This is a genomic window from Pseudomonas sp. SL4(2022), assembly GCF_026625725.1.
In the GTDB taxonomy this organism is placed as follows: Bacteria; Pseudomonadota; Gammaproteobacteria; order Pseudomonadales; family Pseudomonadaceae; genus Aquipseudomonas.
Genome location: NZ_CP113060.1, coordinates 2,502,103 through 2,528,600, shown reverse-complemented (window position 1 = coordinate 2,528,600; position 26,498 = coordinate 2,502,103). Strand labels below are relative to the sequence as shown.

At 57.0% G+C, this 26,498-nt stretch carries 27 protein-coding genes; 14 read left to right on the top strand and 13 right to left on the bottom strand.

Annotated elements, in window-relative coordinates:
* Positions 1-130 precede the first annotated feature (130 nt).
* The 4 genes from OU997_RS11905 (at position 131) to OU997_RS11890 (ending at position 4,457) form a co-directional block, all read left to right on the top strand.
* Complete coding sequence (locus tag OU997_RS11905; protein ID WP_108486921.1) at positions 131-1,114, top strand: outer membrane protein assembly factor BamD; 984 nt, start codon at positions 131-133, stop codon at positions 1,112-1,114.
* Between the two features lie 178 nt (positions 1,115-1,292).
* Positions 1,293-1,538 (top strand): PP0621 family protein, encoded by a 246-nt coding sequence (locus OU997_RS11900; RefSeq protein WP_108486920.1) that lies wholly within the window; start codon positions 1,293-1,295, stop codon positions 1,536-1,538.
* Complete coding sequence (locus OU997_RS11895) at positions 1,528-3,117, top strand: sensor histidine kinase (RefSeq protein ID WP_267806757.1); 1,590 nt, start codon at positions 1,528-1,530, stop codon at positions 3,115-3,117. Before OU997_RS11900 ends, OU997_RS11895 begins: the two co-directional genes overlap by 11 nt.
* Positions 3,118-3,119: 2 nt before the next feature.
* Positions 3,120-4,457 (top strand): sigma-54-dependent transcriptional regulator, encoded by a 1,338-nt coding sequence (locus OU997_RS11890; protein WP_108486918.1) that lies wholly within the window; start codon positions 3,120-3,122, stop codon positions 4,455-4,457.
* A 40-nt stretch (positions 4,458-4,497) separates the two neighbouring features.
* Here OU997_RS11890 and thiO read toward each other — a convergent pair whose 3' ends face one another.
* On the bottom strand, positions 4,498-5,607 hold the full coding sequence (thiO, locus tag OU997_RS11885) for a glycine oxidase ThiO (protein ID WP_267806755.1): 1,110 nt from the start codon (positions 5,605-5,607) through the stop codon (positions 4,498-4,500).
* Between the two features lie 63 nt (positions 5,608-5,670).
* On the opposite strand from thiO, the gene OU997_RS11880 reads away from it, so the two are divergent.
* From OU997_RS11880 to OU997_RS11840, 8 genes are all read left to right on the top strand, one after another.
* Positions 5,671-6,183 (top strand): GspH/FimT family pseudopilin, encoded by a 513-nt coding sequence (locus tag OU997_RS11880; protein ID WP_267806754.1) that lies wholly within the window; start codon positions 5,671-5,673, stop codon positions 6,181-6,183.
* 78 nt (positions 6,184-6,261) lie between these two features.
* A complete protein-coding gene (locus OU997_RS11875) occupies positions 6,262-6,780 on the top strand; it encodes a GspH/FimT family pseudopilin (RefSeq protein WP_267806752.1) in 519 nt (172 codons plus the stop codon).
* A complete protein-coding gene (pilV, locus tag OU997_RS11870) occupies positions 6,767-7,261 on the top strand; it encodes a type IV pilus modification protein PilV (protein WP_267806750.1) in 495 nt (164 codons plus the stop codon). The genes OU997_RS11875 and pilV overlap by 14 nt, the downstream gene beginning before the upstream one ends.
* A 91-nt stretch (positions 7,262-7,352) precedes the next feature.
* Complete coding sequence (locus OU997_RS11865; protein WP_267806749.1) at positions 7,353-8,159, top strand: PilW family protein; 807 nt, start codon at positions 7,353-7,355, stop codon at positions 8,157-8,159.
* A 7-nt stretch (positions 8,160-8,166) separates the two neighbouring features.
* Entirely contained in the window at positions 8,167-8,670 is a 504-nt protein-coding gene (locus OU997_RS11860) for a pilus assembly PilX family protein (protein WP_267806747.1), read from the top strand.
* Positions 8,671-8,684: 14 nt separating this feature from the next.
* Positions 8,685-9,020, top strand: coding sequence for a hypothetical protein (locus OU997_RS11855; RefSeq protein WP_267806746.1), 336 nt, complete (start codon positions 8,685-8,687; stop codon positions 9,018-9,020).
* A 16-nt stretch (positions 9,021-9,036) separates the two neighbouring features.
* Positions 9,037-13,329: a PilC/PilY family type IV pilus protein gene (locus OU997_RS11850; RefSeq protein ID WP_267806744.1), complete on the top strand. Its 4,293-nt coding sequence runs from the start codon at positions 9,037-9,039 to the stop codon at positions 13,327-13,329.
* Complete coding sequence (locus OU997_RS11840) at positions 13,329-13,772, top strand: type IV pilin protein (RefSeq protein WP_324288881.1); 444 nt, start codon at positions 13,329-13,331, stop codon at positions 13,770-13,772. Before OU997_RS11850 ends, OU997_RS11840 begins: the two co-directional genes overlap by 1 nt.
* 51 nt (positions 13,773-13,823) lie before the next feature.
* Here the strand turns inward: OU997_RS11840 and ispH are convergent, their stop codons facing one another.
* The 6 genes from ispH to murJ all read right to left on the bottom strand — a co-directional run bounded on the left by ispH (position 13,824) and on the right by murJ (position 21,586).
* Positions 13,824-14,771, bottom strand: coding sequence for a 4-hydroxy-3-methylbut-2-enyl diphosphate reductase (ispH, locus tag OU997_RS11835; protein ID WP_267806742.1), 948 nt, complete (start codon positions 14,769-14,771; stop codon positions 13,824-13,826).
* 197 nt (positions 14,772-14,968) lie between these two features.
* Positions 14,969-15,406 carry an FKBP-type peptidyl-prolyl cis-trans isomerase gene (locus OU997_RS11830; protein WP_108486910.1) on the bottom strand — a complete coding sequence of 146 codons (438 nt, stop codon included), beginning with the start codon at positions 15,404-15,406 and terminating at the stop codon, positions 14,969-14,971.
* Positions 15,403-15,909, bottom strand: coding sequence for a signal peptidase II (gene lspA / locus OU997_RS11825; protein ID WP_108486909.1), 507 nt, complete (start codon positions 15,907-15,909; stop codon positions 15,403-15,405). The genes OU997_RS11830 and lspA overlap by 4 nt, the downstream gene beginning before the upstream one ends.
* Positions 15,902-18,733 (bottom strand): isoleucine--tRNA ligase, encoded by a 2,832-nt coding sequence (ileS, locus tag OU997_RS11820; protein WP_267806740.1) that lies wholly within the window; start codon positions 18,731-18,733, stop codon positions 15,902-15,904. Before ileS ends, lspA begins: the two co-directional genes overlap by 8 nt.
* A 48-nt stretch (positions 18,734-18,781) precedes the next feature.
* On the bottom strand, positions 18,782-19,708 hold the full coding sequence (gene ribF, locus OU997_RS11815) for a bifunctional riboflavin kinase/FAD synthetase (protein ID WP_177479915.1): 927 nt from the start codon (positions 19,706-19,708) through the stop codon (positions 18,782-18,784).
* A 333-nt stretch (positions 19,709-20,041) separates the two neighbouring features.
* The gene (gene murJ, locus OU997_RS11810) at positions 20,042-21,586 is read right to left on the bottom strand and encodes a murein biosynthesis integral membrane protein MurJ (protein ID WP_108486906.1); all 1,545 of its coding nucleotides are present in this window, start codon (positions 21,584-21,586) and stop codon (positions 20,042-20,044) included.
* A 177-nt stretch (positions 21,587-21,763) separates the two neighbouring features.
* On the opposite strand from murJ, the gene rpsT reads away from it, so the two are divergent.
* Together rpsT and OU997_RS11800 are read left to right on the top strand one after the other, a co-directional pair.
* Positions 21,764-22,042 (top strand): 30S ribosomal protein S20, encoded by a 279-nt coding sequence (gene rpsT, locus OU997_RS11805; RefSeq protein ID WP_108486905.1) that lies wholly within the window; start codon positions 21,764-21,766, stop codon positions 22,040-22,042.
* 202 nt (positions 22,043-22,244) lie between these two features.
* Positions 22,245-22,472, top strand: coding sequence for a hypothetical protein (locus tag OU997_RS11800; protein WP_267806737.1), 228 nt, complete (start codon positions 22,245-22,247; stop codon positions 22,470-22,472).
* A 73-nt stretch (positions 22,473-22,545) separates the two neighbouring features.
* Here OU997_RS11800 and OU997_RS11795 read toward each other — a convergent pair whose 3' ends face one another.
* The 6 genes from OU997_RS11795 to OU997_RS11770 all read right to left on the bottom strand — a co-directional run bounded on the left by OU997_RS11795 (position 22,546) and on the right by OU997_RS11770 (position 26,402).
* Positions 22,546-23,163 (bottom strand): FKBP-type peptidyl-prolyl cis-trans isomerase, encoded by a 618-nt coding sequence (locus OU997_RS11795; protein ID WP_108486903.1) that lies wholly within the window; start codon positions 23,161-23,163, stop codon positions 22,546-22,548.
* Between the two features lie 61 nt (positions 23,164-23,224).
* Complete coding sequence (locus OU997_RS11790; RefSeq protein WP_108486902.1) at positions 23,225-23,371, bottom strand: DUF2256 domain-containing protein; 147 nt, start codon at positions 23,369-23,371, stop codon at positions 23,225-23,227.
* Positions 23,368-24,903: a cryptochrome/photolyase family protein gene (locus OU997_RS11785; protein WP_267806735.1), complete on the bottom strand. Its 1,536-nt coding sequence runs from the start codon at positions 24,901-24,903 to the stop codon at positions 23,368-23,370. The genes OU997_RS11790 and OU997_RS11785 overlap by 4 nt, the downstream gene beginning before the upstream one ends.
* Positions 24,904-24,914: 11 nt before the next feature.
* On the bottom strand, positions 24,915-25,220 hold the full coding sequence (locus tag OU997_RS11780) for a DUF6482 family protein (RefSeq protein WP_108486900.1): 306 nt from the start codon (positions 25,218-25,220) through the stop codon (positions 24,915-24,917).
* A 139-nt stretch (positions 25,221-25,359) separates the two neighbouring features.
* A complete protein-coding gene (locus tag OU997_RS11775; RefSeq protein ID WP_108486899.1) occupies positions 25,360-25,854 on the bottom strand; it encodes a TIGR00645 family protein in 495 nt (164 codons plus the stop codon).
* 206 nt (positions 25,855-26,060) lie between these two features.
* Positions 26,061-26,402: a hypothetical protein gene (locus OU997_RS11770; RefSeq protein WP_108486898.1), complete on the bottom strand. Its 342-nt coding sequence runs from the start codon at positions 26,400-26,402 to the stop codon at positions 26,061-26,063.
* Positions 26,403-26,498 lie beyond the last annotated feature (96 nt).

The window sequence follows — 26,498 nt, the reverse complement described above, 5'->3', positions numbered from 1 at the left end:
GTCTAGCCTTTGGTTTCGGCTACACGCTTGTGGTTAAATACGGCGTCTTTGCCCCAGGGATACCGGGGGCGCTCATCATAACAGGACGGCTTTGCTCAAGACAGCCGCCGTCACAGGGACGCAAGCCGCCATGCAAGTGAAACACCTGCTGCTGATCGCAATCCTCGCCCTCACCGCCGCCTGCTCATCCAAAGAGGTGGTTGATGAAAACCTGAGCGAGACCGAACTCTACCAGCAGGCACAAGCCGACCTGGATAATAGTAGCTACACCAGCGCAGTCGCCAAGCTCAAGGCGCTGGAATCACGCTACCCGTTTGGTCGCTATGCCGAACAAGCGCAGCTGGAGCTGATCTACGCCTACTACAAGAACGTCGAGCCAGAAGCTGCCAAATCCGCAGCCGACCGATTTATCCGCCTACACCCACAGCACGCCAACGTTGACTACGCCTATTACCTCAAGGGGCTCGCATCGTTTGACCAAGATCGCGGCCTGATTGCCCGCTTCGTGCCGCTGGACATGACCAAGCGCGACCCGGGCGCTGCACGCGACTCTTACAACGAATTCGCCCAGCTCACCAGCCGCTACCCCACCAGTCGTTACGCGCCAGATGCCAAGCAGCGCATGATTTACCTGCGCAACCTGCTGGCAGCCTATGAGATTCACGTGGCGCACTATTACCTGACCCGCAATGCTTACGTGGCTGCCGCCAACCGCGGCCGTTACGTGGTAGAAAACTTCCAGGAGACGCCAGCCGTAGGCGACGGCCTCGCGGTCATGACAGAAGCCTACCAGCGCCTGACCCTGGATGATCTGGCGGCCACCAGCCTGGAAACACTCAAACTGAACTACCCAGACCATCCGAGCCTGGTTGACGGCCAGTTTGTCCCGCGCGAAGAAGAAGCCGACAGCCGCTCCTGGCTGGCCAAGGCAACGCTGGGCCTGATCGAAACCGATACACCACTGCCACCGGGCGAAACTCGCGCCAGCCAGGATGTGATTCGCCAGTATGAAGATGCTGAAGAACAGATTCCCGATGAACTCAAGGCCGGCACCCAAGAGGAAGAACCAAGTCGTTCCTGGTTCAGCTACCTGACCTTTGGCCTGTTCGACTGAGCACAGGCATCATTCAGTAAGGGAGGCCAACGGCCTCCCTTTTTGTTAGGCCATTCTCGCGCGAACAAACACCTCATACAGCGGCGGCTGCCGTCCCAATGCCAGGCTTGCCCTCACAGGGCTGGGCGCACGCAGACGGCTTAGCTAAACTGCCGCCAACCGATAAAAAGAGAGCACCATGGGCCTGTTTCGCTTGCTGATCTGGATTGCCATCATTGCCGCCGCTGTCTGGCTGTGGCGCCGCTTCAACCGACCGAAAAGCACGCGCCCCACGCCGTCGCCGTCGCCGTCGCAAGCCGCACCGATGGTGCGCTGCCAGCATTGCGACGTACACGTTCCGCGCGAGCATGCGCTAGCCTCAGGCGAACACTGGTTCTGCAGCCAAGCCCACCTCGAACAAGGCCCGCGTAACAATGGGCACTGACTTCGCCCTGAGCGGAGAGCAAAGCTGGCGCATACTGCGTCTTTATCACCTCTACCGACTGATCATCGGCGCAACACTGGTCTTGCTGGTTTCCAGTGACCTGCATACCGAACTGCTGGAAATGGCCCATCCGCAGCTTTTTCATAACGGCAGCTGGCTGTATCTCGGCCTTAATATCCTCATCACTGCCACCGTGCGCCGCCCGAAGCGTCTGGCGCAAGTTTTCAGCCTGGCACTGGTCGACGTCATTCTGCTCTCCGGGCTCTTCTACGCCGGGGGCGGCACGCCCAGCGGCATCGGCAACCTGCTGATCGTTGCGGTGGCTATTGCCAACATCCTGCTGCGCGGTCGTATCGGCCTGCTGATTGCCGCCATCGCCGCCATCGGCATGATTTATCTGACCTTCTACCTCAGCCTCAGCCGTCCGGCTGCCGCCACACAATATGTTCAGGTCGGAGCTTTTGGCGCCCTGTGCTTCGCCGCAGCCCTGTTTGTTCAGGGGCTGACCCGTCGCTTACACGTCAGCGAAAGCCTCGCCGAGCAACGCGCTGCCGACGTGGCCAACCTGGAGGCGCTGAACGCCCTTATCCTTCAGCGCATGCGCACCGGCATTCTGGTACTCGATGAATTGCACCGCGTACTACTGGCCAATCAGGGGGCCAATCACCTGCTGGGACATGCTGACCTGACCGGCAAGATCCTCGATCCGCACTGCCCCGAATTGATCAAACGCATGCAGCAATGGCTGCACAACCCCAGTCTGCGGCCAGCCAGCCTGCAGGCTGCACCCGACGGTCGCGTCCTGCAGCCGAGCTTTATTGCCCTGCAGCGCGGCCCGCACAAACACACCCTGATTTTTCTCGATGACATCTCGCAGATTGCGCAACAGGCACAACAGCTCAAGCTGGCCTCCCTGGGTCGCCTGACAGCCGGTATCGCCCACGAGATTCGCAACCCACTGGGCGCCATCAGCCACGCAGCGCAGCTGCTGCAGGAGTCGGAAGAACTGGAGGGGGCGGACCTGCGCCTGGCGCAGATCATTCAGGACCACTCGCGCCGCATGAACCTGGTGATCGAAAACGTTCTGCAACTGTCGCGACGGCGCCACGCAGAACCACAACTGCTGGACCTGAAATACTGGCTGCACCGCTTCGCCAGCGAGTTCCGCAACAGTGCTGCGCCCAATCAGATTCTGCACCTGGAAACCAGCGGCGGCAGCATCCAGACCCGCATGGACCCGCACCAACTGAACCAGGTGTTAAGCAACCTGGTGGAAAACGGCCTGCGCTACAGCGCACAGAAGCACAAACTCGGGCAGGTCTGGCTGAAACTCTTCCGCGACCCGGACAGCGAACTGCCGGTGCTCGAATTGCTCGACGACGGCCCGGGCGTATCCGAAGAGCAGCTGCACCATCTGTTTGAGCCCTTCTACACCACGGAAAACAAAGGCACAGGGCTGGGCTTGTATATTTCCCGTGAACTGTGCGAAAGCAACCAGGCACGCCTCGACTATAAACTGCGCGAAGGTGGCGGCAGCTGCCTGCGTATCACCTTCGCCCACCCGCGCAAACTGAGCTGACCATGACCCGCCAGAGAGCCCTGATCGTCGATGACGAACCCGATATTCGCGAATTGCTGGAAATCACCCTGGGGCGCATGAAACTCGACACCCGCAGCGCGCGCAACGTCAAGGAAGCCCGCGAATGGCTGGCCAAGGAACCCTTCGACCTGTGCCTGACCGACATGCGCCTGCCGGACGGCACAGGCTTGGAGCTGGTACAGCACATCCTTCAGCGCCACCCGCAAGTACCCGTGGCGATGATCACCGCTTACGGCAGCCTGGACACCGCGATCAACGCGTTGAAAGCTGGCGCATTCGACTTTCTGACCAAGCCCGTAGACCTCGGTCGCCTGCGCGAACTGGTGGCTGCAGCCTTGCGCCTGCGCACTGCCGATGGTGAAGAACTGCCAGTGGACAGCCGCCTGCTCGGCGACTCACCGCCGATGAAGGCCATGCGCAAGCAAATTCTCAAACTCGCCCGCAGCCAGGCGCCGGTGTATATCAGCGGCGAATCCGGCAGTGGCAAGGAACTGGTTGCTCGTCTGATCCATGAGCAAGGCTCACGCGGCGAACAACCCTTCATCCCGGTCAACTGCGGCGCCATCCCCACCGAGCTGATGGAAAGCGAGTTCTTCGGCCACAAGAAAGGCAGCTTCACCGGCGCCATTGAGGACAAACAGGGCCTGTTTCAGGCGGCCAACGGGGGCACGCTGTTCCTCGATGAAGTCGCCGACCTGCCGCTACCGATGCAGGTCAAGCTGCTACGCGCGATTCAGGAAAAAGCCGTGCGTGCAGTCGGCGGCCAACAGGAACTGATCGTCGATGTGCGCATCCTCTGCGCCACCCACAAGGACCTGGCCGGTGAAGTCGCGGCCGGGCGCTTCCGCCAGGATTTGTACTATCGCCTCAACGTGATCGAACTGCGCGTGCCTGCCTTGCGCGAACGTCGCGAAGACATCGCCCTGCTGGCCGACATCATGCTCAAGCGCCTGGCAGACAGCACCGGCCTTAGTCCGGCCAAACTCGACGACGACGCACTGGAGAAACTCAAAAGCTACCGCTTCCCCGGTAACGTGCGCGAACTGGAGAACATGCTCGAACGCGCCTACACCCTGTGTGAAGACGATCGCATCACCGCCAGCGACCTGCGCCTAGCCGACAGCGTGCCGATCAGCGAAAACGGCGGCGCCAACCTCGCGCAGATCGACAATCTGGAAGACTACCTAGAAGCCATCGAACGCAAACTGATCATGCAAGCCCTGGAAGAAACCCGCTGGAACCGCACAGCCGCCGCACAGCGCCTGGGCCTGAGCTTTCGCTCGATGCGCTACCGCTTAAAGAAACTCGGCATCGACTAGCCGCGCACCCATTGCGGGAGGGGCTTAAGCCGCGAGCCCCTCACAAAAACGCCAACCGCCCAGCCGGCGCATAAGGCGCGGGATCAACGATCGGCTCACGGCCCGCCATCAAGTCCGCCAACAACTGACAGGATGCCGGTGCCAACACCAGCCCATTGCGGTAATGCCCACAGTTCAGCCACAGCCCCTCATGCCCCGGCACAGGCCCGATAAACGGAATACCTTCTGGCGACCCTGGGCGCAAGCCAGCCCAATGCCCCACCACCTCGGCATCTGCCAGCGCCGGTAACAACTCGACTGCGGACGCCTTCAGGCTGGCCAACGCCTCGTCGGTGGGCGTCTTATCGAAGCCTGCATGTTCAAGCGTGCTGCCAATCAGGATATGGCCGTCACGCCGCGGAATCGCATAACGCCCTTTAGCCAAGACAATAGCCGGCAGAAAATTTTCGGCACACTTGTACAGAATCATCTGCCCCTTGACCGGCACCACTGGTAACTCAATGCCCAGGGTCTTCATCAACTCGCCACTCCAGGCACCCGCCGTGAGCACGACCCGATCAGCGAGCATTTCGCCTTGCTCCGTACGAACGCCAGTAATGCGCTCCCCCTCACGAATAAATCCACTGACTGCGCAATTCTCATGCAAGGTGACATTCGGCATCTGCTCAAGCGCCGCACGCAACGCCCGGACCAAACGCGGGTTGCGCACATTAGCCACATCCGCCATGCGGACCGCACGCTCGAACCCCTCAGCCAGCGCAGGTACGGCGTACTGAACGGCCGACATATCGACCGACTGCAACGGACGCCCCGCCCGCTCCGCCCAGGCCAGAGCGTCCCCTTCATCCTCAAGGTCCAGCCAATACAAACCCGTGACATGCACTTCAGGGTCTACCTGCGTTTGCACCAACAACTGCTCACCTAGCTTCGGATAAAAATCCTGCGACCAATGCGCTAACGCCGTTACCGCCTGGCTGTAACGCCAAGGGTAAAGCGGCGAAACAATTCCACCACCGGCCCAAGAGGATTCGCGGCCTGCAAGGCACCTCTCAACAACCTCAAGAGGCCTGCCCTCCCCCGCCAGAGACAGCGCTGAAAGCAACCCGATTACCCCACCACCAATAACGATATCGCGGCCTGAAGATTTCAAACTGACAACCCTTGAATAATGATCTTTAATCAAATTGCTCCCACGGATAGGGATACAGACACGATGAAAAGGAATAGTACAGGTACCAGCCTGATTGAGCTCTTGACCGGTATAGGCATTCTCGGAATCAGCGCTTCGCTGGCGATACCCGCCCTGCAAGACGCGTTTGCCAGACATCAGCTAACGAGCACCAGCAGCGCACTCTATAGCTTGACCCATCAGGCAAGACTAAGCGCAATAAACCGCCAATCGAGAGTCTCGCTGTGCCCACTAGCCATGACTGGCGAATGCTCAGCCAACTGGCAATTACCAATCAGCATTTTTACAGACTTCAATGGTAATCGCCGACTTGATCCAGAAGATGAAATCCTCAAAACCCATGAAAGCCCCAGCAACGTGGAAATTAGCTGGCGAGGAATGGGCAACAGTAAAAGCCTGCACTTCAACCGCCAGGGCATCACGTTTGTCAGCAATGGCACCCTTCACTTACGAAGCGGCAATCGAACAATACGATTGACCATCAATCGGCTTGGAAAAATCAAAGCCGAAGCAATCGCGGCACCGCCTACGCCCTGAGTAAAGCCGACCATCCCCCAGTAGTTGCCCTATGCCGCTCGCAACCTTATGGTCAACCTAAGGCATAAGGGGTCTGGCATGCGCAGAAAAAATGGTTTCACACTGGTTGAGCTCTTAATAACACTAGCGCTGCTAGCCGTTTTAATGGGAGTTGCAATACCAAATATGAGGCAGTTCCTTGTTAATCAGCGCGTCTCGGCTCAAGCCAACGAACTGATCAGCTCTCTGGCATTCGCACGCAGCGAAGCCAGTAAGCGCAATGCAAATATTGTTGTACTCCCTGTCACAAATGCCCCCAATGGGTGGAGTGGAGGCTGGTGCACAGGCCCTGCAACTATTGATAACTGCCGCCATGCAGACGTAATCACCCATTACCAACCCAAAGCCAGCGATGTGACCATTACGTCTACTTACCTGGAAAGTGGTAACCGCCTGACATTTCGGCGCGATGGCACCCTGCTGGCTCCAGGTGCTGCAGCACCGTTCAAGATCAGCTCCGCTAGCCTCTCTACAACCAGTAGCAATGCCCGCTGTGTCAGCCTGAACGGACTCGGAAAAGCCACAATCACCAAGGTGAAGCCTGATGTCGACTGTTAAGTTCAACCAGTTTTGCCAGGGATCATCACTGATCGAAGTGCTGATCACACTACTCATTTTTGCTGTAGGGCTTCTGGGTTTTGCGGGCTTGCAACTCAACGCCCTGCAAAGTACAGCAGATAGCAGTCAGCGCTCTCAGGCTGTATGGATCAGCCAGGAGCTTGCAGAACGTATACGAGCGAACTCTGAAGCCGGCAACGCGGTGTACGCAGCGGTGGTGAACAACTGCGCCGCACTTCCGGCACCAATCTGTGCGGATCACTATGACCCCGTCAATGCCGCCAAGGTCAACGCCGCAAATTGCACAGCGGCACAAATGGCAGCCTTTGATCTCTGGGAGGCAAGGTGTACATACAGTGGCACCGCCACTTACCAGGCGAATGGAGTCGCTGCTGAAGGCCGCTATAACAGCCGTGATTTTCTTGCCCGACCAGCCGGTGCAGCCGCCCCCTTGCACTACAGGTCAACGGCACTCGCCTGAGCATAACGACCAACTGGCTAAGCACCGCCTCCCGATCTGCGGCCGGGGTAGGCGCAGGTGAAAACCTTTCGAATGGCCTGGAGGTACAACGGTGATTACCACTCGGCAAAAAGGCCTGAGCATTATTGAGCTATTGGTAGCGATGGTAATTGGACTGATTCTGCTACTGGGCGTGAGTCAGGTCTTCCTTTCAAGCCGGCAAACCTTCGCAACCAACGATGCAATGACCAAGCTTCAGGAAAATGGGCGATTTGCCTTAGAGTTCATTGCGGCCACGGCTAGACAGGCAGGTTACCTCTCGCCTGGCTCCTCCGAGGGGATGCCATTTCCGGTAGAACCTATTAATTGCGGGAGAGGTTCAGCTGCCAGCAACCCATGTACATTCAATGGCGCTGGAAACGCGCCTGACCGAGTGAGTTTCAGCGCAGAGCCCGCTGTTGTAATTGACGGGAGCTTGCGTGACTGTACTGGCAGCGCAGTAGCAATCAATACGATTGTCATAAACTCATACTTCATCATTCCGCCAGATGCGAACAACCCACAGTCCTCACTGGGCTGCAGCTCCTATAACCGATCTGACAGTGAGTGGCTGGTGCAGAACCAAAGGCTGATCGATGGCATTGAGTCACTTCAAGTGCTCTATGGCATTGCGTCGAACGCAGACCCATTCAGTGTCGGAAGTTATATTTCTGCCGACAGAGTGGAAGCTCAAAACAAATGGAAAGATGTACTCGCCGTGCGAATTGCAGTTCTGGCCAATAGCCTTGACCCAGTAACCCCGCCCCCTGTGCAACGCAACTATTACTTGCTGGATGCCCCTCCAATTACCCCAGCGGCAGGCGACCAGCGTTCCCGGCAGATATTCACAACGACAGTTCAGCTCAAAAATATTTTCTGAGGCCGGTATGCTAAGCAGAATTCAAATACCAAAACACCAACAAGGTGCCACATTGATTGTAGCGCTGGTTTTTCTTTTGATATTGACTGTTGCGGGCGTAACCGCAGTAAGACTGTCAACCACCAGTGAACATATGGCAAGCAATAGCCAGTTCAGAGGCTCCGCTTTTCAACTAGCACAAAGCGAGTTGAAAGCACAGGTTCTTAACATGAGCGCTAACATTGCCAACAGGCAACCGCTACTCAACTCAAAAGCAGCACCACTGGAAGCGCGCCCCCGCTTCCCTGAGCGCCGTGCCGCCTTGGCCCTTAATACGCGAATAGCTGCGCCAAATCTTAACCAAACCACCAACGTAAACTCACTTGGCGGTGTTGACTGTCTAATCTTTGGCGATGGCACTTCATCGGGAAAATTCAACTGCGAGCAATTTGAACTAACCGCCAGATCCACCCTGACAAGCGGCGCATTCTCTGAGCAAGTGAGCGGGCTGGTTATGTCCACGCCCAAATAAATCGAGGACATCCCATGAACAAGCTATTTTATGCATTAACTTTAATCACTATGACGCTAGCCCAACAATTTGCCACCGCAAACGAAATAGGGGACAGCTACATAGAACACGCCGACTTAATTCTAAACCTAGAAAAATCCAAAGTAACAAATGGTGTTCACGGCTATTTACTCGCAACCCCCTGCAGCAATTGCCCACAGAAGCGAATTGAAGTGGCCGACACCACAGAAATTTTCCTAAAAGGCAAGCCCGCTGATCCAAATGAACTGACCATGAAGATTGATTGGCAAGGCATGGTTTTTTTCAATAGCGGAACGCCCGCCGTTGCCACTCGACTAATGCTGCAATGAGCTGAGGACAATCATCATGACCCCGAAGAATATCGCGACCGGCGCGTTCGCCTTTAGCTACCTGTTTCTCTCATTACAGTCTGGTATCGCCCTAGCCGATGACACAGAGATTTATCTGACACGCGACCTCCCGGCCGATCAACGCGTGCGCCCCAACATCATGTTTGTAATCGATACATCAGGCTCGATGCTGAACGGCGTGCCTGGCACCAACTGTCGAGCACTTGTAGTGCCTAACAACTATGGATCAACACCCCAGAATTGGTGCACAAGTACTAGGTTGCCTAACGACAATAGAAATAATGGCAGCCTTACACGCATGGAAGTTGTCAAACAAGTGGTCAGCCAATTGGTCGATGAACTGGCAGTCTCTAACGACGCCAATATCGGTCTTGCGCGCTTTGACTCAAACAGCAACGGTGGCTTTATCAACGTCCCCGTTGGCCGCGCGGCAACAGTGGCCAGCACGTTCAAGACACAACTGCGTAGCTATTATGCCAGTGGCGGAACACCGCTCCTTGAAAGTTACCACGAAGCAGCACTTTATCTGCGTGGAGAAAGACCACTCTATGGCAACGCCACACGTGGAGTAATAGAAAACGGTACGGGATCACAAAACGTAAACCCCTGGAGAAGTAACACTGCAGCGTTTACAGGGTCGAGTTATAAATCCCCCATCGAAAACTCATGCCAGAAGTCCAACATTATTGTATTGACCGACGGCTTACCCAACAGCGACCAGGGTAGTAACGCGGCTATTCAGACACTAGTCGCAGGCAAAAACACCCAATATACCTCTTGCAATCGCAACTATCCGACTGATGGAAGTCCAGCTGACGGTTGCTGGATGCCTGGTCTATCTGAATACCTTGCAAACCAGGACAACTCTCCGGCAGCAGGCAAGCAAACCATCAATACCTACACCGTAGGCTTTGGCAATATTGGCAACTCTCAGCTCCTTCAAGACACCGCGGACTACGGGGGCGGTAAATTCTTCACGACCAGTGACACTTCGGGCCTCGTCACTGCACTTAAAAGTATTGTTGTCGACATTCTTGCTGAGAACACCTCATTCACGACACCAACAGTGTCAGTAAGTGCCTACAGCAACTTCGGCTACCGTAACGACCTTTACTACGCCCTGTTCAGGCCAGCAGAAGGCGCTCGCTGGATTGGTAACGTTAAAAAATACAAAGCAGCCACCGACACCTCTACTGGTGACCTTATTATTACTGATGTAAATGGTCGTAATGCAGTCGATTCGTCCACCGGTTTCTTCAAAGATACTGCACAAAGTTTCTGGAGCCCTTCAGCTGACGGACGAAATGCTGAAAGCGGCGGCGCAGCAAGTCGCCTCTCTAACCCAAACACCAGGAAAATGTTCACCTACACAGGCACAACACCACTCGCGGGCCCCAGCGCCACAAGTGCGATAAACCTGACACTAAGCACCAACGCCCTCAACGCAGCTAATGTTAGCAAGGCGCAACTGGGTGACTCGTCCATGTCAGACGATTACAAAACAAAACTTATTAGCTGGGCACGAGGTAGTGATCCTGGCGTAGCCGGGTCACCGCCCCGTTTACAAGTAGCCGACGTACTACACAACGCGCCCAAAGTCGTGGCATACATCAGCGATGAAGACTTGGTTCGCGTAAACTCCGGCAGCACAGAAGACAAGCTTGTTTTGTTTTATGGCACCAACGAAGGCCATATTGCCGCCATCAACCCGGAAACGGGGGAAGAGCTTTTTGTTTATATACCTAAAGAGCTACTCCCCAATCTCAAAGCCTACTACGACAACCCGAAAGGCAGTAATCAAAAAAAATATGGCATAGACGGACAGTTCGGACTCAAAGTCAGCTATGGCCCAGCAGACACTACACGTAAAGTTCGCCCAGTATCCGAAGTCATCCTCTATGCAGGCATGGGCCGAGGCGGCCGTAACTACTATGCACTTGATGTCAGCCCTGCAAACAGCGGCGAGCCCTCAACTATACAGCCAAAGTTGAAATGGGCCATTGTCGGCGGCACAAGCGGCACGCCCTACCAACGCTTAGGCCAAACATGGTCGACACCTAAAGTAAGTAAGATAAAGTGGAACGGCAGCGCACGTGACGTACTCATTTTCACTGGCGGCTATGATCCAAATCAAGATGATGACACCCCTAACACCCCAAGCAACGACACTTATGGCAATGCGCTTTATATCGCCGACGCGAATACAGGTGAGCGTCTATGGATGGCAGGCCCCAGCCCAGTTTCAGGAGAGACATCGCCTGCCAATCTGCGTATATCAAGCATGACCAATAGCATGCCGGCAGATCCGACACTCATCGACATAACGGGTGATGGTTTGATCGACACCATTTTTGCAGCCGACACACGAGGACAAATTTTCCGCTTTGACCTCTCTCCAAACAGCACCGGAGCGAGCAATCTGGCAACAGGGGGCCGCGTGGCTAATTTTGGCGGAACAACTGCTCTTGATAACCGCAGATTTTATAACTCCCCTGACGTAGCTCTGATCAAAGAACGGGGCAAGTCACCGTTCTACACGATTGCAATAGGTTCAGGGTATCGCGGCCACCCGCTTAATGAAGACACAATTGATCGATTCTATGTAGTACGAGACACCAACGTATCCAAAACGCCTACAACATATGTAACAGTCACTGAAGCCAATATGGTTGACGTAAGCAGCATTGACCCGTCCGGCACTACTGCCACTGACATACAAAATCGAATCAACGGGAAACGTGCCGAAATCACCGCACTAACGGCAGCTGAAACAGCTGCACGCGATGCACTCTCGGCTTACCAGGCCAATATTGGCTATATAGCTAAACAGCAAGCGCTGCTGCAAACCAACAACGATATCAATGCCAAACAAAGCGCCATTGAAAGCATTATTAGCACAGACCCATTTATCGTTGAGCACGCAACAGAGATGAACGCGCGCACCGAACTTAACAACCTCATTGTCAACACACTGGAAGGACTCAAAGAGCTAAGCGCACTTACAGCACCGACTTCACCGTCTAATGCTGATAGCTTTCTCAATGACCCTACCAATGGGCAACTCAGCAATAACAATGGCGCTGATTGGGGGCAACTGCACCTAAATCTGCAGATTCTGAAAACAACACCTGGCACAGAGTATCAATCCGTTATAGCCGCTGAAGAAGCATTGAAAACAGCCCGAGCTAACAACCAAGCCGACACCACCGCGCTGGAAGCTTCGTTGGCATCGGCTGTAGCAGCACATGAAGCCTCACCTGCGTATACCCAGCGCCAGGAACTGATCAACAATCAAGCGGCATTGGTCAGCAAATTGAGTCAAATCCAGGCGTTGCAAAAAAGCATATTCCAAACACTGGTAGCCAATGACGGTGCAGATGTAACGGCAGATAAAAATGCTTTAGCGGCACTGAAAACCGAGGTTAATACACTCATTCCAAACCTCACTCAAAACGCGACGTCATCGACAACCAATAGCGACATCCTTTCTGCAGAAGTCGCTATCCGGAAAGGGCAAGCCGATAGTGCGGCTATCAGCACACCACTGAACAGTGAGGCGGCTCGCCTTGCTTCACTTCAATCCGAGCAGTTAGCCTTGAGCAGCCAAGCGGCTACACAACTGGCTGAGCTTTCAGTGATGAGTGAAAAAGCCTATGACGGCAGCCAACCCACGTTGACACCGGCAGAACTGGCTGCAGCTACCGCAGCCGATCTGATGCCACCACTCAGCACCTTTGATGCCTACAACTACTTGATAGAGACCAAACGCCTCGCAGCGGTTAACCGCATTCCCACGCTGCGCAGCGAGATCAACGACCTTTATGCACAGTTAAGCCCAGGTAATACCTATGTTCCTGATTTGACGGCGCTTGACAACAGTAAAGGCTGGTTTATGCGCTTCCCTGTCGGCGAAAAGGTCCTTTCTAGCTCAATCAGCTTCCGGGGGGCTGTGCTCTTTACAACATTCCGCCCCAGCGGGCAGCAGGTTACAACCTGCGGCCCTGACGTCGGACGCGGGCGTTTCTATGCTCTGAACCTTACGGATGCAACATCAATCTTCACAGAAGTTGTTAATGGTGTAAAAACCGACAAACGAGGCTTTGATCTCACACACGGCGGCATTCCACCTCAACCTGCAGTGATACAACGTGAAACCGGCCGACCTGGGTTGTTGTGCGGCGCCGAGAATTGTGAGGGCGACGATCGCGACCCCAAGCCAACCTGTAAAGCCACCAGCCTATTCTGCGGAGATGGCGGCTTGAAACCTACCTACTGGAGAGAGAATTGATGCCACGACAGCAAGGCTTTAGCTTGATCGAACTGATGATCGTCGTCTTGATACTTGCTGTATTGGCGGCCATCGCGGTGCCTAACTACCAAGCATACCTATTGAAGAGTGGTCGCAGTGAAGGTCAGGCCAAACTGTTAGAAGTGATGCAAATGCAAGAACGCTTCTACTCGCAGAACCAGGCCTATACCACGAACCTTGGAGCTGGGGGGCTGGGCTATGCAGGTGTAGCAGCAAATACGGCAGCCCCTTCAGAAGACAGGCGCTACCTGGTCACTGCAGCAGTTTGTGCGGCAGGCATCCCCATCGCGGCCTGCGTGCTGTTAAGGGCAGCACCTCAGGGCTCTCAAACCGGGGATACCCAATGCAGCACGCTGACCCTAAATAGTCGCGGCGTTAAAGGCATCGTGGGGGGAACAGGAACTGCAGCTACCTGCTGGTAGAACGAATAAAGGCCGGGATACCGGCCTTTTTTATTGCATGAGTAGAAGCGACTACTGTCGGGCAATAACCCTCAGCTCTTTCGGCATCGAAAACGTTACATTCTCCGGGCGCCCCAACAACTCTTGGGCGCCCGTTGCGCCCCACTCGCTCAGTTGCTGAATAACGCCCTGCACCAGGACTTCTGGTGCAGACGCGCCAGCTGTGATGCCAATACCGGTCACGCCATCAAACCACTCACGCTTTAAATCTTCGGCACCGTCGATCAGGAACGCGGGCGTGCCCATGCGTTCAGCCAGCTCGCGCAGGCGGTTGGAGTTGGAGCTGTTAGGGCTACCGACAACCAGCAGCACATCGCACTCGGCGGCGAGTTGTTTGACTGCGTCCTGACGGTTTTGGGTGGCGTAGCAGATGTCGTCTTTGCGCGGGCCACCGATAGCGGGGAATTTAGCGCGCAGGGCGTCGATCACTTTACTGGTGTCGTCCATCGACAGCGTGGTCTGGGTGACAAAGGCCAGTGCTTCAGGATTGCGCACCTGCAGTTCGGCAACATCGGTTTCGTCCTCGACCAAGTAGATCGTGCCGCCGTTGCTGGCGTCGTACTGCCCCATGGTACCTTCAACTTCCGGGTGACCTTCATGGCCAATCAGGATGCATTCGCGGCCCTCGCGGCTGTAACGGACGACTTCCATATGCACCTTGGTCACCAGTGGACAGGTGGCATCAAAGACTTTCAGGCCGCGTCGATCAGCTTCGCTGCGCACGGCCTGAGAGACGCCGTGGGCACTGAAAATGACGATCACGTCATCCGGCACCTGATCCAGCTCCTCGACAAAAACTGCACCGCGAGAGCGCAGGTCTTCGACCACAAACTTGTTGTGCACCACTTCATGCCGCACATAGATGGGCGGGCCGAAGACTTCGAGCGCGCGATTGACGATTTCAATGGCGCGGTCAACACCGGCACAGAAGCCACGGGGATTGGCGAGTTTGATATGCATGCTGGTTATCTCGGCGCGCGTAAACGAAAGTTGCCGTCGGTTGAGTTTGCGGCACATGCGGTCTAAGCCACGAATGCCGTGTAGCCCAGCACTGTGCCCGACATAGGAATCATGGTGGGTTGCGGCGCGCCAAACAACCTGTGCAGGCTAAAGCGGCGCCTGTATGCCTAACCCACCCTACGAAAATATTGCGCTGTTCAGAGCGCTTTGACCTCAATAATCTCCACCTCGAAGCTCAGCACTTTGCCGGCCAACGGGTGGTTGAAGTCGATGGTCACCTGGTTATCATCAAAGGCTTTGACTACACCCGGCAACTCGGCGTTGGCGGCATCATTGAAGATCACCAGCAAACCTTCCGACAACTCCATATCCTGAAACTGGCTGCGCGGCATAACCTGGATATTCTGCGGATTACCCTGACCGAAGCCCTGCTCCGGACTGATCGACAGGCTGCGCTTGTCGCCCGCTTTCAAGCCATAAATGGCCTGCTCAAAGCCTGGCAGCAGGTTGCCGTCACCGACCTTGAAGGTGGCGGGCTGTTTATCGAAGGTACTGTCCACCACATCGCCATTGTCCAATTTGAGGGCGAAATGCAGGGTCACTTCCCTGCCCGGACCGATACGCACGTCAGTCATTTGCCTGCCTCCCCGGACTTTTCACTTTTGAACATATCCAGCGCCAGCAGGATGGCACCACCGGTAATCGCCATATCGGCCACGTTGAAGGCTGGGAAGTACCACTGCTGATGCCAATGCAACAGGATGAAGTCGACCACATGACCAAATACCACGCGATCCACAAGGTTACCCAGTGCACCACCCAGAACTAATGCCAACGCCACCGCCAGCCAGGTTTCGTCCGACTTGAGGCGTTTGAGCCAGACCACCAGCACCCCGCTCACCACCACGGCAATTGCGGCAAAGAACCAGCGCTGCCAGCCGGCGGCATCGGCCAGGAAGCTGAATGCCGCGCCGGTGTTGTAAGCCAGGGTCCAGCTGAAGTAATCGGGAATTATCACGATCTGCTGGTACATGCTCAGGTTGTTGTCGAACCAGAACTTGCTCGCCTGATCGACCACAAACACCAGCAGACTCAGCCACAGCCAGGACAAACGGCCGAAACGACTGCCATTAAGCATAATGACGAACCTCACCCGCGCCTTCAATGTTGTCCACGCAGCGACCGCAGATCTCCGGGTGGGCCGGGTTGATGCCAACATCTTCACGGTGGTGCCAGCAACGTCCGCATTTGGCATGGGCGGATTTCAGCACTTTCAGCTTGAGCCCGCTCACTTCGGTGTCTACTGCGTCGCTCGGGGCACTGGCCAGCGGGGCCAGGGTGGCAGTCGAGGTGATCAGCACAAAGCGCAGCTCGTTACCCAGTTTGTTCAGATCGGCAATCAGGCTGTCTTCGGCATACAGGGTCACTTCCGCCTGCAGGTTGCCTCCAATGGCCTTGGCCGCACGGAGGTTCTCCATCTCCTTGTTCACCGCGACCTTGACCGCCATCACGCGCTCCCAGAAGGCACGATCCAGCTCGAAGCCTTCCGGCAATTCACCCAGGCCCTGATACCAACCATTGAGCATCACCGACTCGTTGCGCGCACCCGGCAGGTATTCCCACAGTTCATCAGCGGTGAACGAAAGTACCGGGGCGATCCAGCGCACCAGGGCTTCGGCGATATGGAACAGCGCGGTCTGGCAGGACCGTCGCGCCACGCTGTCGGCAGCAGTGGTGTACTGACGGTCCTTGATGATGTCGAGGTAGAAGCCGCCCAGCTCCTGCACGCAGAAGTTGTGCACCTTCTGGTACACGTTCCAGAAACGGTAACTGTCGTAGGCCTCTTCGATTTCGCGCTGCAGCAACAACGCACGATCTACGGCCCAACGGTCCAGCGCCAGCATGTCTTCAGCCGGCAGCAGGTGCTGCGCCGGGTCGAAGCCGCTGAGGTTGGAGAGCAGGAAGCGCGCGGTGTTGCGGATGCGCCGGTAGGAATCGGCGCTGCGCTGCAGGATGACCTTGGACACGGCCATCTCGCCGGAATAGTCGGTGGACGACACCCACAGGCGCAGGATATCAGCGCCCAGGCTGTCATTCACTTCCTGCGGGGCGACCACGTTGCCCAGCGACTTGGACATTTTGCGGCCGTTCTCATCGACCACAAAGCCGTGGGTCAGCAGCTCTTTGTATGGCGCGTGGCCGTCGATGGCCGCGCCAGTTAGCAAGGACGAGTGGAACCAGCCACGGTGCTGGTCGGAGCCTTCCAGGTACAGATCGGCACGCGGGCCTTCGGCATGACCGAGCGGGTGCGAACCGCGCAATACGTGCCAGTGGGTGGTGCCGGAGTCAAACCAGACGTCGAGGGTATCGCTGATCTTGTCGTAGTCGGCGGCTTCATCGCCCAGCAGCTCGGCGGCGTCCAGCTTGAACCAGGCTTCGATGCCCTCGTGCTCGACACGTTTGGCCACCTCTTCCATCAGCTCGACACTACGCGGGTGCAACTCGCCCGTGGCTTTGTGCAGGAAGAACGGGATTGGCACACCCCAGTTACGCTGACGCGAGATGCACCAGTCCGGACGACCGGCAATCATGCTGTGCAGACGCGCCTGGCCCCAGGCTGGGACGAACTGCGTTTGCTCGATGGCGGCCAGCGCGCGCTCACGCAGGGTGCCGCCTTCGTTCGGCTGCTTGTCCATGCCGACGAACCACTGCGCGGTGGCGCGGTAGATCAGCGGGGTCTTGTGGCGCCAGCAATGCATGTAGCTGTGCTGGATGGCTTCGTACTTGAGCAGCGCGCCAACTTCTTCCAGCTTGGCGACGATGGCCGGGTTGGCCTTCCAGATAAACTGGCCGCCAAAGAACGGCAGATCGCTGACATACACGCCGTTGCTCTGTACCGGGCTGAGGATGTCATCGTTGCTCATGCCGTAGCCTTTGCAAGAACGGAAGTCGTCCTCGCCGTAGGCCGGGGCCGAGTGCACCACACCAGTACCGGCACCCAGCTCGACGTAGTCGGCCAGATAAACCGGTGCGAAGCGCTCATAGAACGGATGACGGAAGCGGATCAGTTCCAGCGCCGCGCCTGGCGCGGTGGCGATCACGTCGCCCTGCAGGCCATAACGGGCCAGGCAGCCTTCCACCAGCTCTTCGGCCAACAGCAGCAGGCGCTCGCCGGCATCGACCAGCGCGTAGGTAAATTCAGGATGGACGTTAAGCGCCTGGTTAGCCGGGATGGTCCAAGGCGTAGTGGTCCAGATTACGATGGAGGCTGGCTTGGGCAAGCTCGCCAAGCCGAATGCGGCGGCCAATTTTCCGGCATCTTCAACCACAAAGGCGACGTCGATGGCATCGGACTTTTTGTCCTGATATTCGACTTCCGCCTCAGCCAGCGCCGAGCCGCAATCGAAGCACCAGTTGACCGGCTTCAAGCCCTTGAACACAAACCCTTGCTTGACCATTTCAGCCAGCGCGCGGATCTCGCCGGCTTCGTTGGCAAAATCCATGGTTTTGTACGGATTATCCCAATCCCCCAGCACACCCAGGCGCACAAAGTCAGCCTTTTGCCCTTCAATCTGCTCTCCGGCATAGGTGCGGCAGCGCTCGCGGGTCAGGTCAGACGGCTGGTTCTTGCCGAAGGTGGTTTCCACCTTGTGCTCAATCGGCAAACCGTGACAATCCCAGCCCGGCACATAGGGCGCGTCAAAGCCGGCCAGGGTTTTCGAGCGGGTGATGATGTCCTTGAGGATCTTGTTGACCGCATGACCTATGTGGATGCTGCCGTTGGCATAGGGCGGACCGTCGTGCAGAACAAACTTCGGCCGACCTTCGCCTTGCGCGCGCAGCTTCTGATACAGGCCAATCTCGTTCCAGCGCTGCAGAATCTGCGGCTCGCGCTGCGGTAGGCCGGCCTTCATCGGAAATTGGGTGTCAGGCAGATTAAGCGTGGCTTTGTAATCGGTCATGTCAGGCTCTTCGTAAGCGATTGGCACCCAGCCAATGAAGCTGGGGGCTTAAACGCGCCAATGGGCACGGGCGGCAGCAATATCGGCAGCAATGGCCGTCTTCAATGCCTCAAGGGAGGCGAAACGCTGCTCATCGCGCAGCTTGTGGTGGAAAGCCACCGTCAAACGCCGGCCATATAAATCACCGGCAAAGTCCAGCAAATGCACTTCCAGATGAGCGCTACCATCACCGGCCACGCTCGGGCGCACACCAATGTTGGCCACACCCGGCCAGGTTTGGCCGTCAACCTCGGTGCTGACCAGGTACACGCCCTTGAGCGGCACCCGCTTGCGCTTGAGCTGCACATTGGCAGTCGGCGCATTCAGCTGACGCCCCAGCTTCTGCCCGTGCAACACCCGCCCAGCGATCTGGAAGGGGCGCCCGAGCAGGTGCTGCGCCAAGGCGAAATCACCGGCATCAAGGGCTTCACGTACGCGCGTACTGCTGACGCGAATACCGTCCAGTTCAACCGTGCTAGCAGCCTCGACGCTGAAGCCTTCGCGCTCACCGGCCTCAGCCAGAAAAGCAAAGTCACCGGCGCGGTCACAGCCAAAGCGGAAGTCGTCACCCACCTCCAAGTGCTGCACCCCTAGCCCTTCAACCAGCACCCTATGCACGAACTCGGCAGCGCTGAGTTCCCGCAGGCGCCGGTTGAAACTCAGGCACAGAACCCGATCAACACCTTCAGCCGCCAGCAATGCAACCTTGTCACGTAACCGCGCCAGGCGCGCCGGCGCAACCTCAGGGGCAAAAAACTCGCGCGGCTGCGGCTCGAAAATCAACACGCAACTGGGTACGCCTAGCTCGGCAGAACGCTCACGCAGACGCGCCAAAATGGCCTGATGACCACGATGGACGCCGTCGAAATTCCCGATGGTGGCAACACAGCCCCGATGCAGGGGCCGCAAGTTGTGTAGGCCTCGAACCAGCTGCATAACGCGCTTCTTGCTCATAAAGTGGCCGATTATACGCACACCGGACAGCGGACAACAGGCAGCAAATCAGCTGCCTGTAGAATCGGCTTACAGCCTTGCGAGCTAGAGTCCTGTAAGGCAAAAACAGGCGAGATACGGAGCGCAGCGGAGTAACAGCCAACGGCTGGCCCGCAGGGTGAGCGCAGCGAATCAAGCGAAGTGTACGGGCTGTACAGGAGCATGAGTCGTTTCACTCGCCCTTCGGGCCGCACTAAAGCGCGCTAGCCGCAAGCGGCTTTACGAACCTGCTTTTAACGCAGCAGGGCCGACGCGCAGCAGATCGTAAACCGATGCTCAGAGTGCGCTGCGCCGCGCAAAGTCCTTCAAACGGAACCCCAGCAGCGCCAACACGACCAAATAAGCCAGCATGCCCACGCCAACCAACCCACCCAGGCGCAGCAAACGCCAGAGCATGGTGCCGTCCGCCCAGCCTGGCAGGTACTGCATGGCCAGCAGCAGCACGCCCACCATCGTCAACAACGCCAATAACAACTTGCCGAGGAACAGCACCCAACCCGGCTGCGGCTGGAACATGTCACGTTTGCGTAGCTGCCAGTACAACAGCCCAGCATTCAGACAGGCGGCCAAGCCAATGGCCAGCGCCAGTCCGGCATGCGCCAGGGGAATCACAAAGATAAACAGCACATTCATCACCTGGGTCGCCAACAGCGTCACCAGCCCGATACGCACCGGGGTTTTGATGTTCTGCTGGGCGTAGAAGGCCGGCGCGAGAATTTTCACCAGAATGATGCCAACCAAACCCAGCGAATAAGCGATCAAGGCGCGCTGGGTCATCAAGGTATCGGCTGCGGTGAACTTGCCGTACTGGAACAACGAGGCAATCAGCGGCTCGGAGATAATCGCCAACGCCACCGCACTGGGCAGCGCCAACACCAGACACAGGCGCAAACCCCAGTCGAGCAGTTTAGAGTAGTCCTCGCGACTGGCGCCGGCATGGGTTTTCGACAAAGCCGGCAGCAGAATGGTGCCCAACGCCACGCCGAGCACACCAGCCGGCAACTCCATCAAGCGGTCGGCGTAGTACATCCAGGAAACAGAGCCAGCAACCAGAAAGGAAGCGAAGATGGTGTTGATGATCAGCGAAATCTGGCTGACCGACACCCCGAATATCGCCGGCCCCATCTGCCTGAGTACGCGCCAAACGCCCGAGTCTTTGAGATTCAGGCGAGGCAGCACCAGCATGCCGATCTTGTGCAGATGCGGCAGCTGGAACAGCAGCTGTGCCAGACCGCCCACCAGTACCGCCCAGCCCAGCGCCATGATTGGCGGATCGAAATAAGGGCTCAGAAAAAGCGCAAAAACGATCATGCTGATATTCAGCAGTGTCGGCACAAAGGCCGGCACCGAGAAGCGGTTCCAGGTGTTGAGCACAGCCCCTGCCAAGGATGAGAGGGAAATCAGCAAAATATAAGGAAAGGTGATGCGCAGCAGATCGGTGGTTAGCGCAAAGCGCTCCGCCTCATCAGCAAAACCCGGCGCAGACGCCCAAACAATCCAGGGCGCCGCGAGAACCCCGATCAAGGTCACCAACGCCAACACCAGTGTCAGCAGGCCAGTGACATAAGCCAAAAATGTGCGCGCTGCTTCATCACCCTGCTGGGTTTTATATTCGGCCAAGATCGGCACAAAGGCTTGGGAAAATGCACCCTCAGCAAAAATTCGACGCAACAGATTCGGTAATTTGAACGCCACCACAAAGGCGTCAGAAGCCACGCCAGCCCCGAAAGTGCGGGCAATAATGGTATCGCGCACAAACCCCAGAACCCGCGAGAGCATGGTCATGGAGCTGACAGCAGCCAACGACTTGAGCAAATTCATGTAGTATCCCTGCTCCACAAACGAGCACTGGCGCGCAAAAGCGACGAGTGTAACGGCCCGCCACTGGTCAGGCCAGCACGGGGAAAAGCCAATAGGCTTGACAGTACTCCCTCACATCGGCATGATTCGCGGCCTTATTTGTTTGTAACCCCCCAGTTTTTTTCGAGGAGCTTGACGGTGGCCAATACACCTTCTGCCAAAAAACGCGCAAAACAGGCTGAGAAGCGTCGTAGCCATAACGCCAGCCAGCGCTCCATGGTTCGTACCTACATCAAGAACGTGGTCAAGGCTATCGAAGCCAAAGATCTCGATCTGGCTAAAAACGCTTACACCCTGGCTGTGCCAGTAATCGACCGCATGGCCGATAAAGGCATCATCCACAAGAATAAAGCCGCTCGTCACAAGAGCCGCCTGAATGGCCACATCAAGGCCTTGGGCGAAGCTGCAGCAGCTTAAGCTGCAAAGCTGAACACTGGGGATCACTCACTCGAGAAAATCCCAACAGAAGAACCGATACTTTGTATCGGTTTTTTTGTGCCCGCGTTTTACCCCCCCACCACACAACAAACCCTGACACCACGACGAAAGGCAGCGATAAGTACTTGCTATTAATTTAATAGGAATTATTCTCATCTAACTACTTAAAGGGAGATGAGCTATGACGTACTTGATTGATGCTTGGCTGGACCGCCCACACCCCTACCTGCGCATCCTCAATCGCAACACCGGCGAAGTCTGCGCCCTGCTTCAGGAAGATGCGCTGGATGAGCTGCGTGACCAGGGTGACCTGGATCTGCACGAACTGAACTCCAGTGAGCCGCTGGTGCTCAAGGAGCTGGTGCGCAACCTGTTTCTCTACTGCTATGCCCGGGCATTGCGCCCCTGAAATGCATCGCGGGCATGACCCACTCCTACACAAGTAAGAGCGCAGCATGCCCGCGAAGGAAACCGACTAGGCGTTAGAGAACGTCCAGCAGCTCCACATCAAACACCAGCACACTGTGCGGCGGGATGCTGCCCACGCCTTGCGCGCCGTAAGCCAGCTCGCTCGGCACGTACAGGCGCCACTTGCTACCGGCATTCATCAGTTGCAGGGCTTCGGTCCAACCGGCGATCACGCCGCCAACAGGAAACTCAGCCGGCTCGCCGCGCTCATAGGAGCTGTCGAACACCGTGCCGTCGATCAGGGTGCCGTGGTAGTGAGTACGCACGCTGTCCTCACGGGAAGGCTTGGCGCCTTCGCCAGCAGTCAGCACTTCGTACTGCAGACCGGAAGCCAGCACGGTGATGCCGTCACGTTTGCCGTTCTCAGCCAGGAAAGCCAGACCAGCACCCGCAGCGGCTTCAGCCTTGGCGGCTGCTTCGGCTTGCATGATGTCGCGGATGACCTTGAAGCTGGCCGACAGCTCGGCCTCGCTGACGCGACTTGGCTGGCCACTGAAGGCGTCAGTCAGACCCGCCAGGATGGCGTCCAGGCTCACGCCCGGCGGTGGATTGTCACGCAGCTGACCACCCAGTTGACGGCCGATGCCGTAGCTGACACGGGTTTCGTCAGTCGAGAGATTGATATCGGACATAGCACGGCTCCGCTAGGGGCTAAAAAAGGTCGGCCAGCCTAGCACAAAGCATCCGCCTGCTCTAACCGCCAGCACTCGCCGAACGGTGACGACGGCAGCGTTCCGAGCAGTACTTAACCTCATCCCAACACCGCGTCCACTTCTTGCGCCAGGCGAAGGGTAAGCCGCACACCTGACAGGTCTTGACCGGCAGTTCGGCCTTTTTCATATCACCTCACCGGCATCCAGCCGCGCCAGCAGTTGCTCGCCGCGCGCCCACAACCCCTGCTGCTTGACCTCCCCCATCTTGTCCAACCCCCGATAGATCATGCCCAACCGAGGGTTACCGGACAGCTGCTCGCGGTGACGCATAAGGAAATGCCAGTACAGCGCATTGAACGGGCAGGCCTGCTCACCCACGCTTTCCGTGACCTTGTAGGCGCAGTCACCGCAGTAGTTGGACATGCGTTTGATGTACTGACCACTGGCGCAATAGGGCTTGGAGCCCAGGTAGCCACCATCAGCGTGCATCACCATACCCAGGGTATTGGGCAGCTCGACCCAATCGAAGGCATCCATGTACACCGCCAGGTACCAGTCGCAAACCTGGCGGGGCTGGATACCTGCCAGCAGGGCGAAGTTGCCGGTGACCATCAGCCGCTGGATGTGGTGGGCATAGGCATGTTCCAACGTCTGGCCGATGGCCTGACTCATGCATTTCATGCGGCTCTTGCCGGTCCAGTAGAACGCCGGTAACGGCCGAGTGTTGCCGAAGGCATTGCGCTCGGCATACTCCGGCATGTGCATCCAGTAAATGCCACGCACGTATTCGCGCCAGCCAATCAACTGCCGGATAAAGCCTTCCGCGGCGTTCAACGGCACCTGACCGCGCCAGTAAGCCGCCTCAACATCGGCACACAGGCGGCGCACGTCCAGCAGACCAACGTTCAGCGCCGCGCTGATCCGCGCATGGAACAGAAACGGCTCACCCACCGCCATAGCGTCCTGATAATCGCCAAAAGCCGGCAAAGCGAAATCGAGAAAGTGCTGCCACAGCGCCTCGGCCTCGGCATGGGTCACCGGGTAATCGAAAGACGCCAGACTGCCGTAATGATGACTAAAGCGCTCGGCCACCTGCTTCAGCACGTCCTGGGTAATGGCGTCCGCCGGGAAGCGCGCCGCCATCGGCGCCTTAATCTGCTTGGGCAGCGCCTTGCGGTTTTCCGCATCGAAGTTCCACGCACCGCCCACTGGCGTGCCGTCGCCATTCATCAATAAACCGGTCTTACGCCGCATTTCGCGGTAGAAGAACTCCATGCGCAACTGCTTACGCCCTTCGGCCCAGCAAGCGAACTCGTCACGAGCGCAGATAAAACGGCTATCAGCATGCCAGGTGATCGGTAAGCCACAAACCTGCAGAGCCTGCTCCAGCCGCCACTCTCCGCATTCTGTGAGATGCACCTCGGCCGCCTGCAACTGCGTGGCCCAGCGCTGCAACTCACCTGGCAGCGAGCCGCTATTCTGTGCGTCATCCAGCTTGACGTAGTGCACGCGCCAACCGCGCTCGCGCAGGGCCTCAGCAAAGTGGCGCATGGCACTGAAAATCAGCCCGATCTTCTGCGGATGGTGCGGCACATAGTCGGTTTCTGCCGCCACTTCAGCCAGCAGCACAGCATCCTGCTGCGGATCGAGGGCCTGCAGACTGGGCAGATCGAAGGACAACTGATCACCCAGCACCAGGGCAAGCCGGCGAATAGCCATAGGCAGAGTCGTTACCAGGAGGAATTGAAGGAAATCGGCACGCGCAAGGTGTCTTGGCTGCCATCCTGCATGCCGCACATCTCGTCATGCACCACGGCATGCACCAGATGAAAAGGCAGGCGTGGGAGATCATGCAGCAGATCTCGAGCATGCTCGACTGAGCGCAGGTGCAAGGTCTTGCCATGGCCATCGCTAAGCGGATGAGCGCGTCCTTCCATATGCGCCTCCAACAGATAGATACCACCCTCAATAGAAATCAGGTTAAGGGCATCGATATGCCCGGCATGGGCGTGCAGCGAAAGATCTTGAAGGTTCATGGCATATCCTCATGCAAGCAAAGTTATACAGAATTCCATACAAATACAATTCTTGTACAACGCAGCAAAAGCACAAGGCACAAAGCAAACCGCCCGTCCGTTTTACAACGGCCGGGCGGTGAGTCGCACAGGTCATGGATCAGTGGTCGTGCTTGGTCAACTTGTCCAGATAGCCCATGGCGAAGGCTGAAAGCACAAAGGCCATGTGAATGATCACATACCACATCAGTTTGCTGTCTTCGATGTTCTGCGCATTCATGAAGACCTTGAGCAGATGAATCGAGGAAATCGCCACGATGGACGCCGCCACTTTCATCTTCAGCGAGCTGGAGTCCATCTTGCCCAGCCAGCTGAGTTTTTCAGTGCCTTCCTCAATATCCAGCTGGGACACAAAGTTTTCGTAACCAGAGATCATCACCATCACCAGCAGACCGCCGACCAACGCCATGTCAATCAACGACAGCAGCACCAGGATCAAGTCTGCTTCAGCCATGGCAAACACGTTCGGCAGGATATGGAAGACTTCCTGGAAGAACTTCAGCGCCAGGGCCAACAAGGCCAGCGACAGGCCGAAATAGATGGGAGCCAGCAGCCAGCGGGAGGCGTACATGGCGTTTTCGATAAAGCGTTCCATAAAGGGCTCACTCAGGGGTTCAAAACTGCCGGCGAGTATACCCAGCGTACTGGGCCAGACAAGACTGACATAGCACAGAGCATGCACTTGCCGGAGCTATCCCCGCCAACTGTGGATAACCTTGTTCATGGGGTCAGGATTAATGACTGCAGGCCCGCCCGAGCAAGGCTTTACAAGGGCTGTACACGTCAGCGCCAGACTGCCACTCAGGTTTCTGGGCGGAACTGACAATGGCTAAGCGGATGCCCGCGTTCACCATTCAGCTGCCGCAGCCGGGCCTGGATATGCAGGCGCCAGATGGGCACGTCAACACAGGGCTCATAGCCCATGCCGCGAAGGTTATCGGCAATGTCAGCGAGGATGCTTTCTGCCTCACAAGCCCCGTGGAAAGGGCCTTGCGCCTTGATGGCAGAGGGTTGCGAACCGGACATGCCGGCCGCGCAGATCAGCGTCCAGAGACCGTTGTTGCCGGCCAGTGGCAGTACCGCACACTCAATCCGGGTATCCAGGCCCAGGCAATGGCGGGTGAGATTGAGGTTGCGCGACATGGCGACGACCCTCTCGGAAGCAGGCATTCAGCCTACACCCGAGCACGCACCAGTGGGAAGCCAGCAGTTATCCCCACAAGCTGTGGATAACTGTGT

Excerpts from the sequence above, each read along its gene's own strand:
- OU997_RS11905 (WP_108486921.1), top strand. The coding sequence starts at position 131 with ATGCAAGTGAAACACCTGCTGCTGATCGCAATCCTCGCCCTCACCGCC.
- OU997_RS11900 (WP_108486920.1), top strand. The coding sequence starts at position 1,293 with ATGGGCCTGTTTCGCTTGCTGATCTGGATTGCCATCATTGCCGCCGCT.
- OU997_RS11895 (WP_267806757.1), top strand. The coding sequence starts at position 1,528 with ATGGGCACTGACTTCGCCCTGAGCGGAGAGCAAAGCTGGCGCATACTG.
- OU997_RS11890 (WP_108486918.1), top strand. The coding sequence starts at position 3,120 with ATGACCCGCCAGAGAGCCCTGATCGTCGATGACGAACCCGATATTCGC.
- OU997_RS11880 (WP_267806754.1), top strand. The coding sequence starts at position 5,671 with ATGAAAAGGAATAGTACAGGTACCAGCCTGATTGAGCTCTTGACCGGT.
- OU997_RS11875 (WP_267806752.1), top strand. The coding sequence starts at position 6,262 with ATGCGCAGAAAAAATGGTTTCACACTGGTTGAGCTCTTAATAACACTA.
- pilV (WP_267806750.1), top strand. The coding sequence starts at position 6,767 with ATGTCGACTGTTAAGTTCAACCAGTTTTGCCAGGGATCATCACTGATC.
- OU997_RS11860 (WP_267806747.1), top strand. The coding sequence starts at position 8,167 with ATGCTAAGCAGAATTCAAATACCAAAACACCAACAAGGTGCCACATTG.
- OU997_RS11855 (WP_267806746.1), top strand. The coding sequence starts at position 8,685 with ATGAACAAGCTATTTTATGCATTAACTTTAATCACTATGACGCTAGCC.
- OU997_RS11850 (WP_267806744.1), top strand. The coding sequence starts at position 9,037 with ATGACCCCGAAGAATATCGCGACCGGCGCGTTCGCCTTTAGCTACCTG.
- OU997_RS11840 (WP_324288881.1), top strand. The coding sequence starts at position 13,329 with ATGCCACGACAGCAAGGCTTTAGCTTGATCGAACTGATGATCGTCGTC.
- ispH (WP_267806742.1), bottom strand. The coding sequence starts at position 14,771 with ATGCATATCAAACTCGCCAATCCCCGTGGCTTCTGTGCCGGTGTTGAC.
- OU997_RS11830 (WP_108486910.1), bottom strand. The coding sequence starts at position 15,406 with ATGACTGACGTGCGTATCGGTCCGGGCAGGGAAGTGACCCTGCATTTC.
- lspA (WP_108486909.1), bottom strand. The coding sequence starts at position 15,909 with ATGCTTAATGGCAGTCGTTTCGGCCGTTTGTCCTGGCTGTGGCTGAGT.
- ileS (WP_267806740.1), bottom strand. The coding sequence starts at position 18,733 with ATGACCGATTACAAAGCCACGCTTAATCTGCCTGACACCCAATTTCCG.
- ribF (WP_177479915.1), bottom strand. The coding sequence starts at position 19,708 with ATGCAGCTGGTTCGAGGCCTACACAACTTGCGGCCCCTGCATCGGGGC.
- murJ (WP_108486906.1), bottom strand. The coding sequence starts at position 21,586 with ATGAATTTGCTCAAGTCGTTGGCTGCTGTCAGCTCCATGACCATGCTC.
- OU997_RS11800 (WP_267806737.1), top strand. The coding sequence starts at position 22,245 with ATGACGTACTTGATTGATGCTTGGCTGGACCGCCCACACCCCTACCTG.
- OU997_RS11795 (WP_108486903.1), bottom strand. The coding sequence starts at position 23,163 with ATGTCCGATATCAATCTCTCGACTGACGAAACCCGTGTCAGCTACGGC.
- OU997_RS11790 (WP_108486902.1), bottom strand. The coding sequence starts at position 23,371 with ATGAAAAAGGCCGAACTGCCGGTCAAGACCTGTCAGGTGTGCGGCTTA.
- OU997_RS11785 (WP_267806735.1), bottom strand. The coding sequence starts at position 24,903 with ATGGCTATTCGCCGGCTTGCCCTGGTGCTGGGTGATCAGTTGTCCTTC.
- OU997_RS11780 (WP_108486900.1), bottom strand. The coding sequence starts at position 25,220 with ATGAACCTTCAAGATCTTTCGCTGCACGCCCATGCCGGGCATATCGAT.
- OU997_RS11775 (WP_108486899.1), bottom strand. The coding sequence starts at position 25,854 with ATGGAACGCTTTATCGAAAACGCCATGTACGCCTCCCGCTGGCTGCTG.
- OU997_RS11770 (WP_108486898.1), bottom strand. The coding sequence starts at position 26,402 with ATGTCGCGCAACCTCAATCTCACCCGCCATTGCCTGGGCCTGGATACC.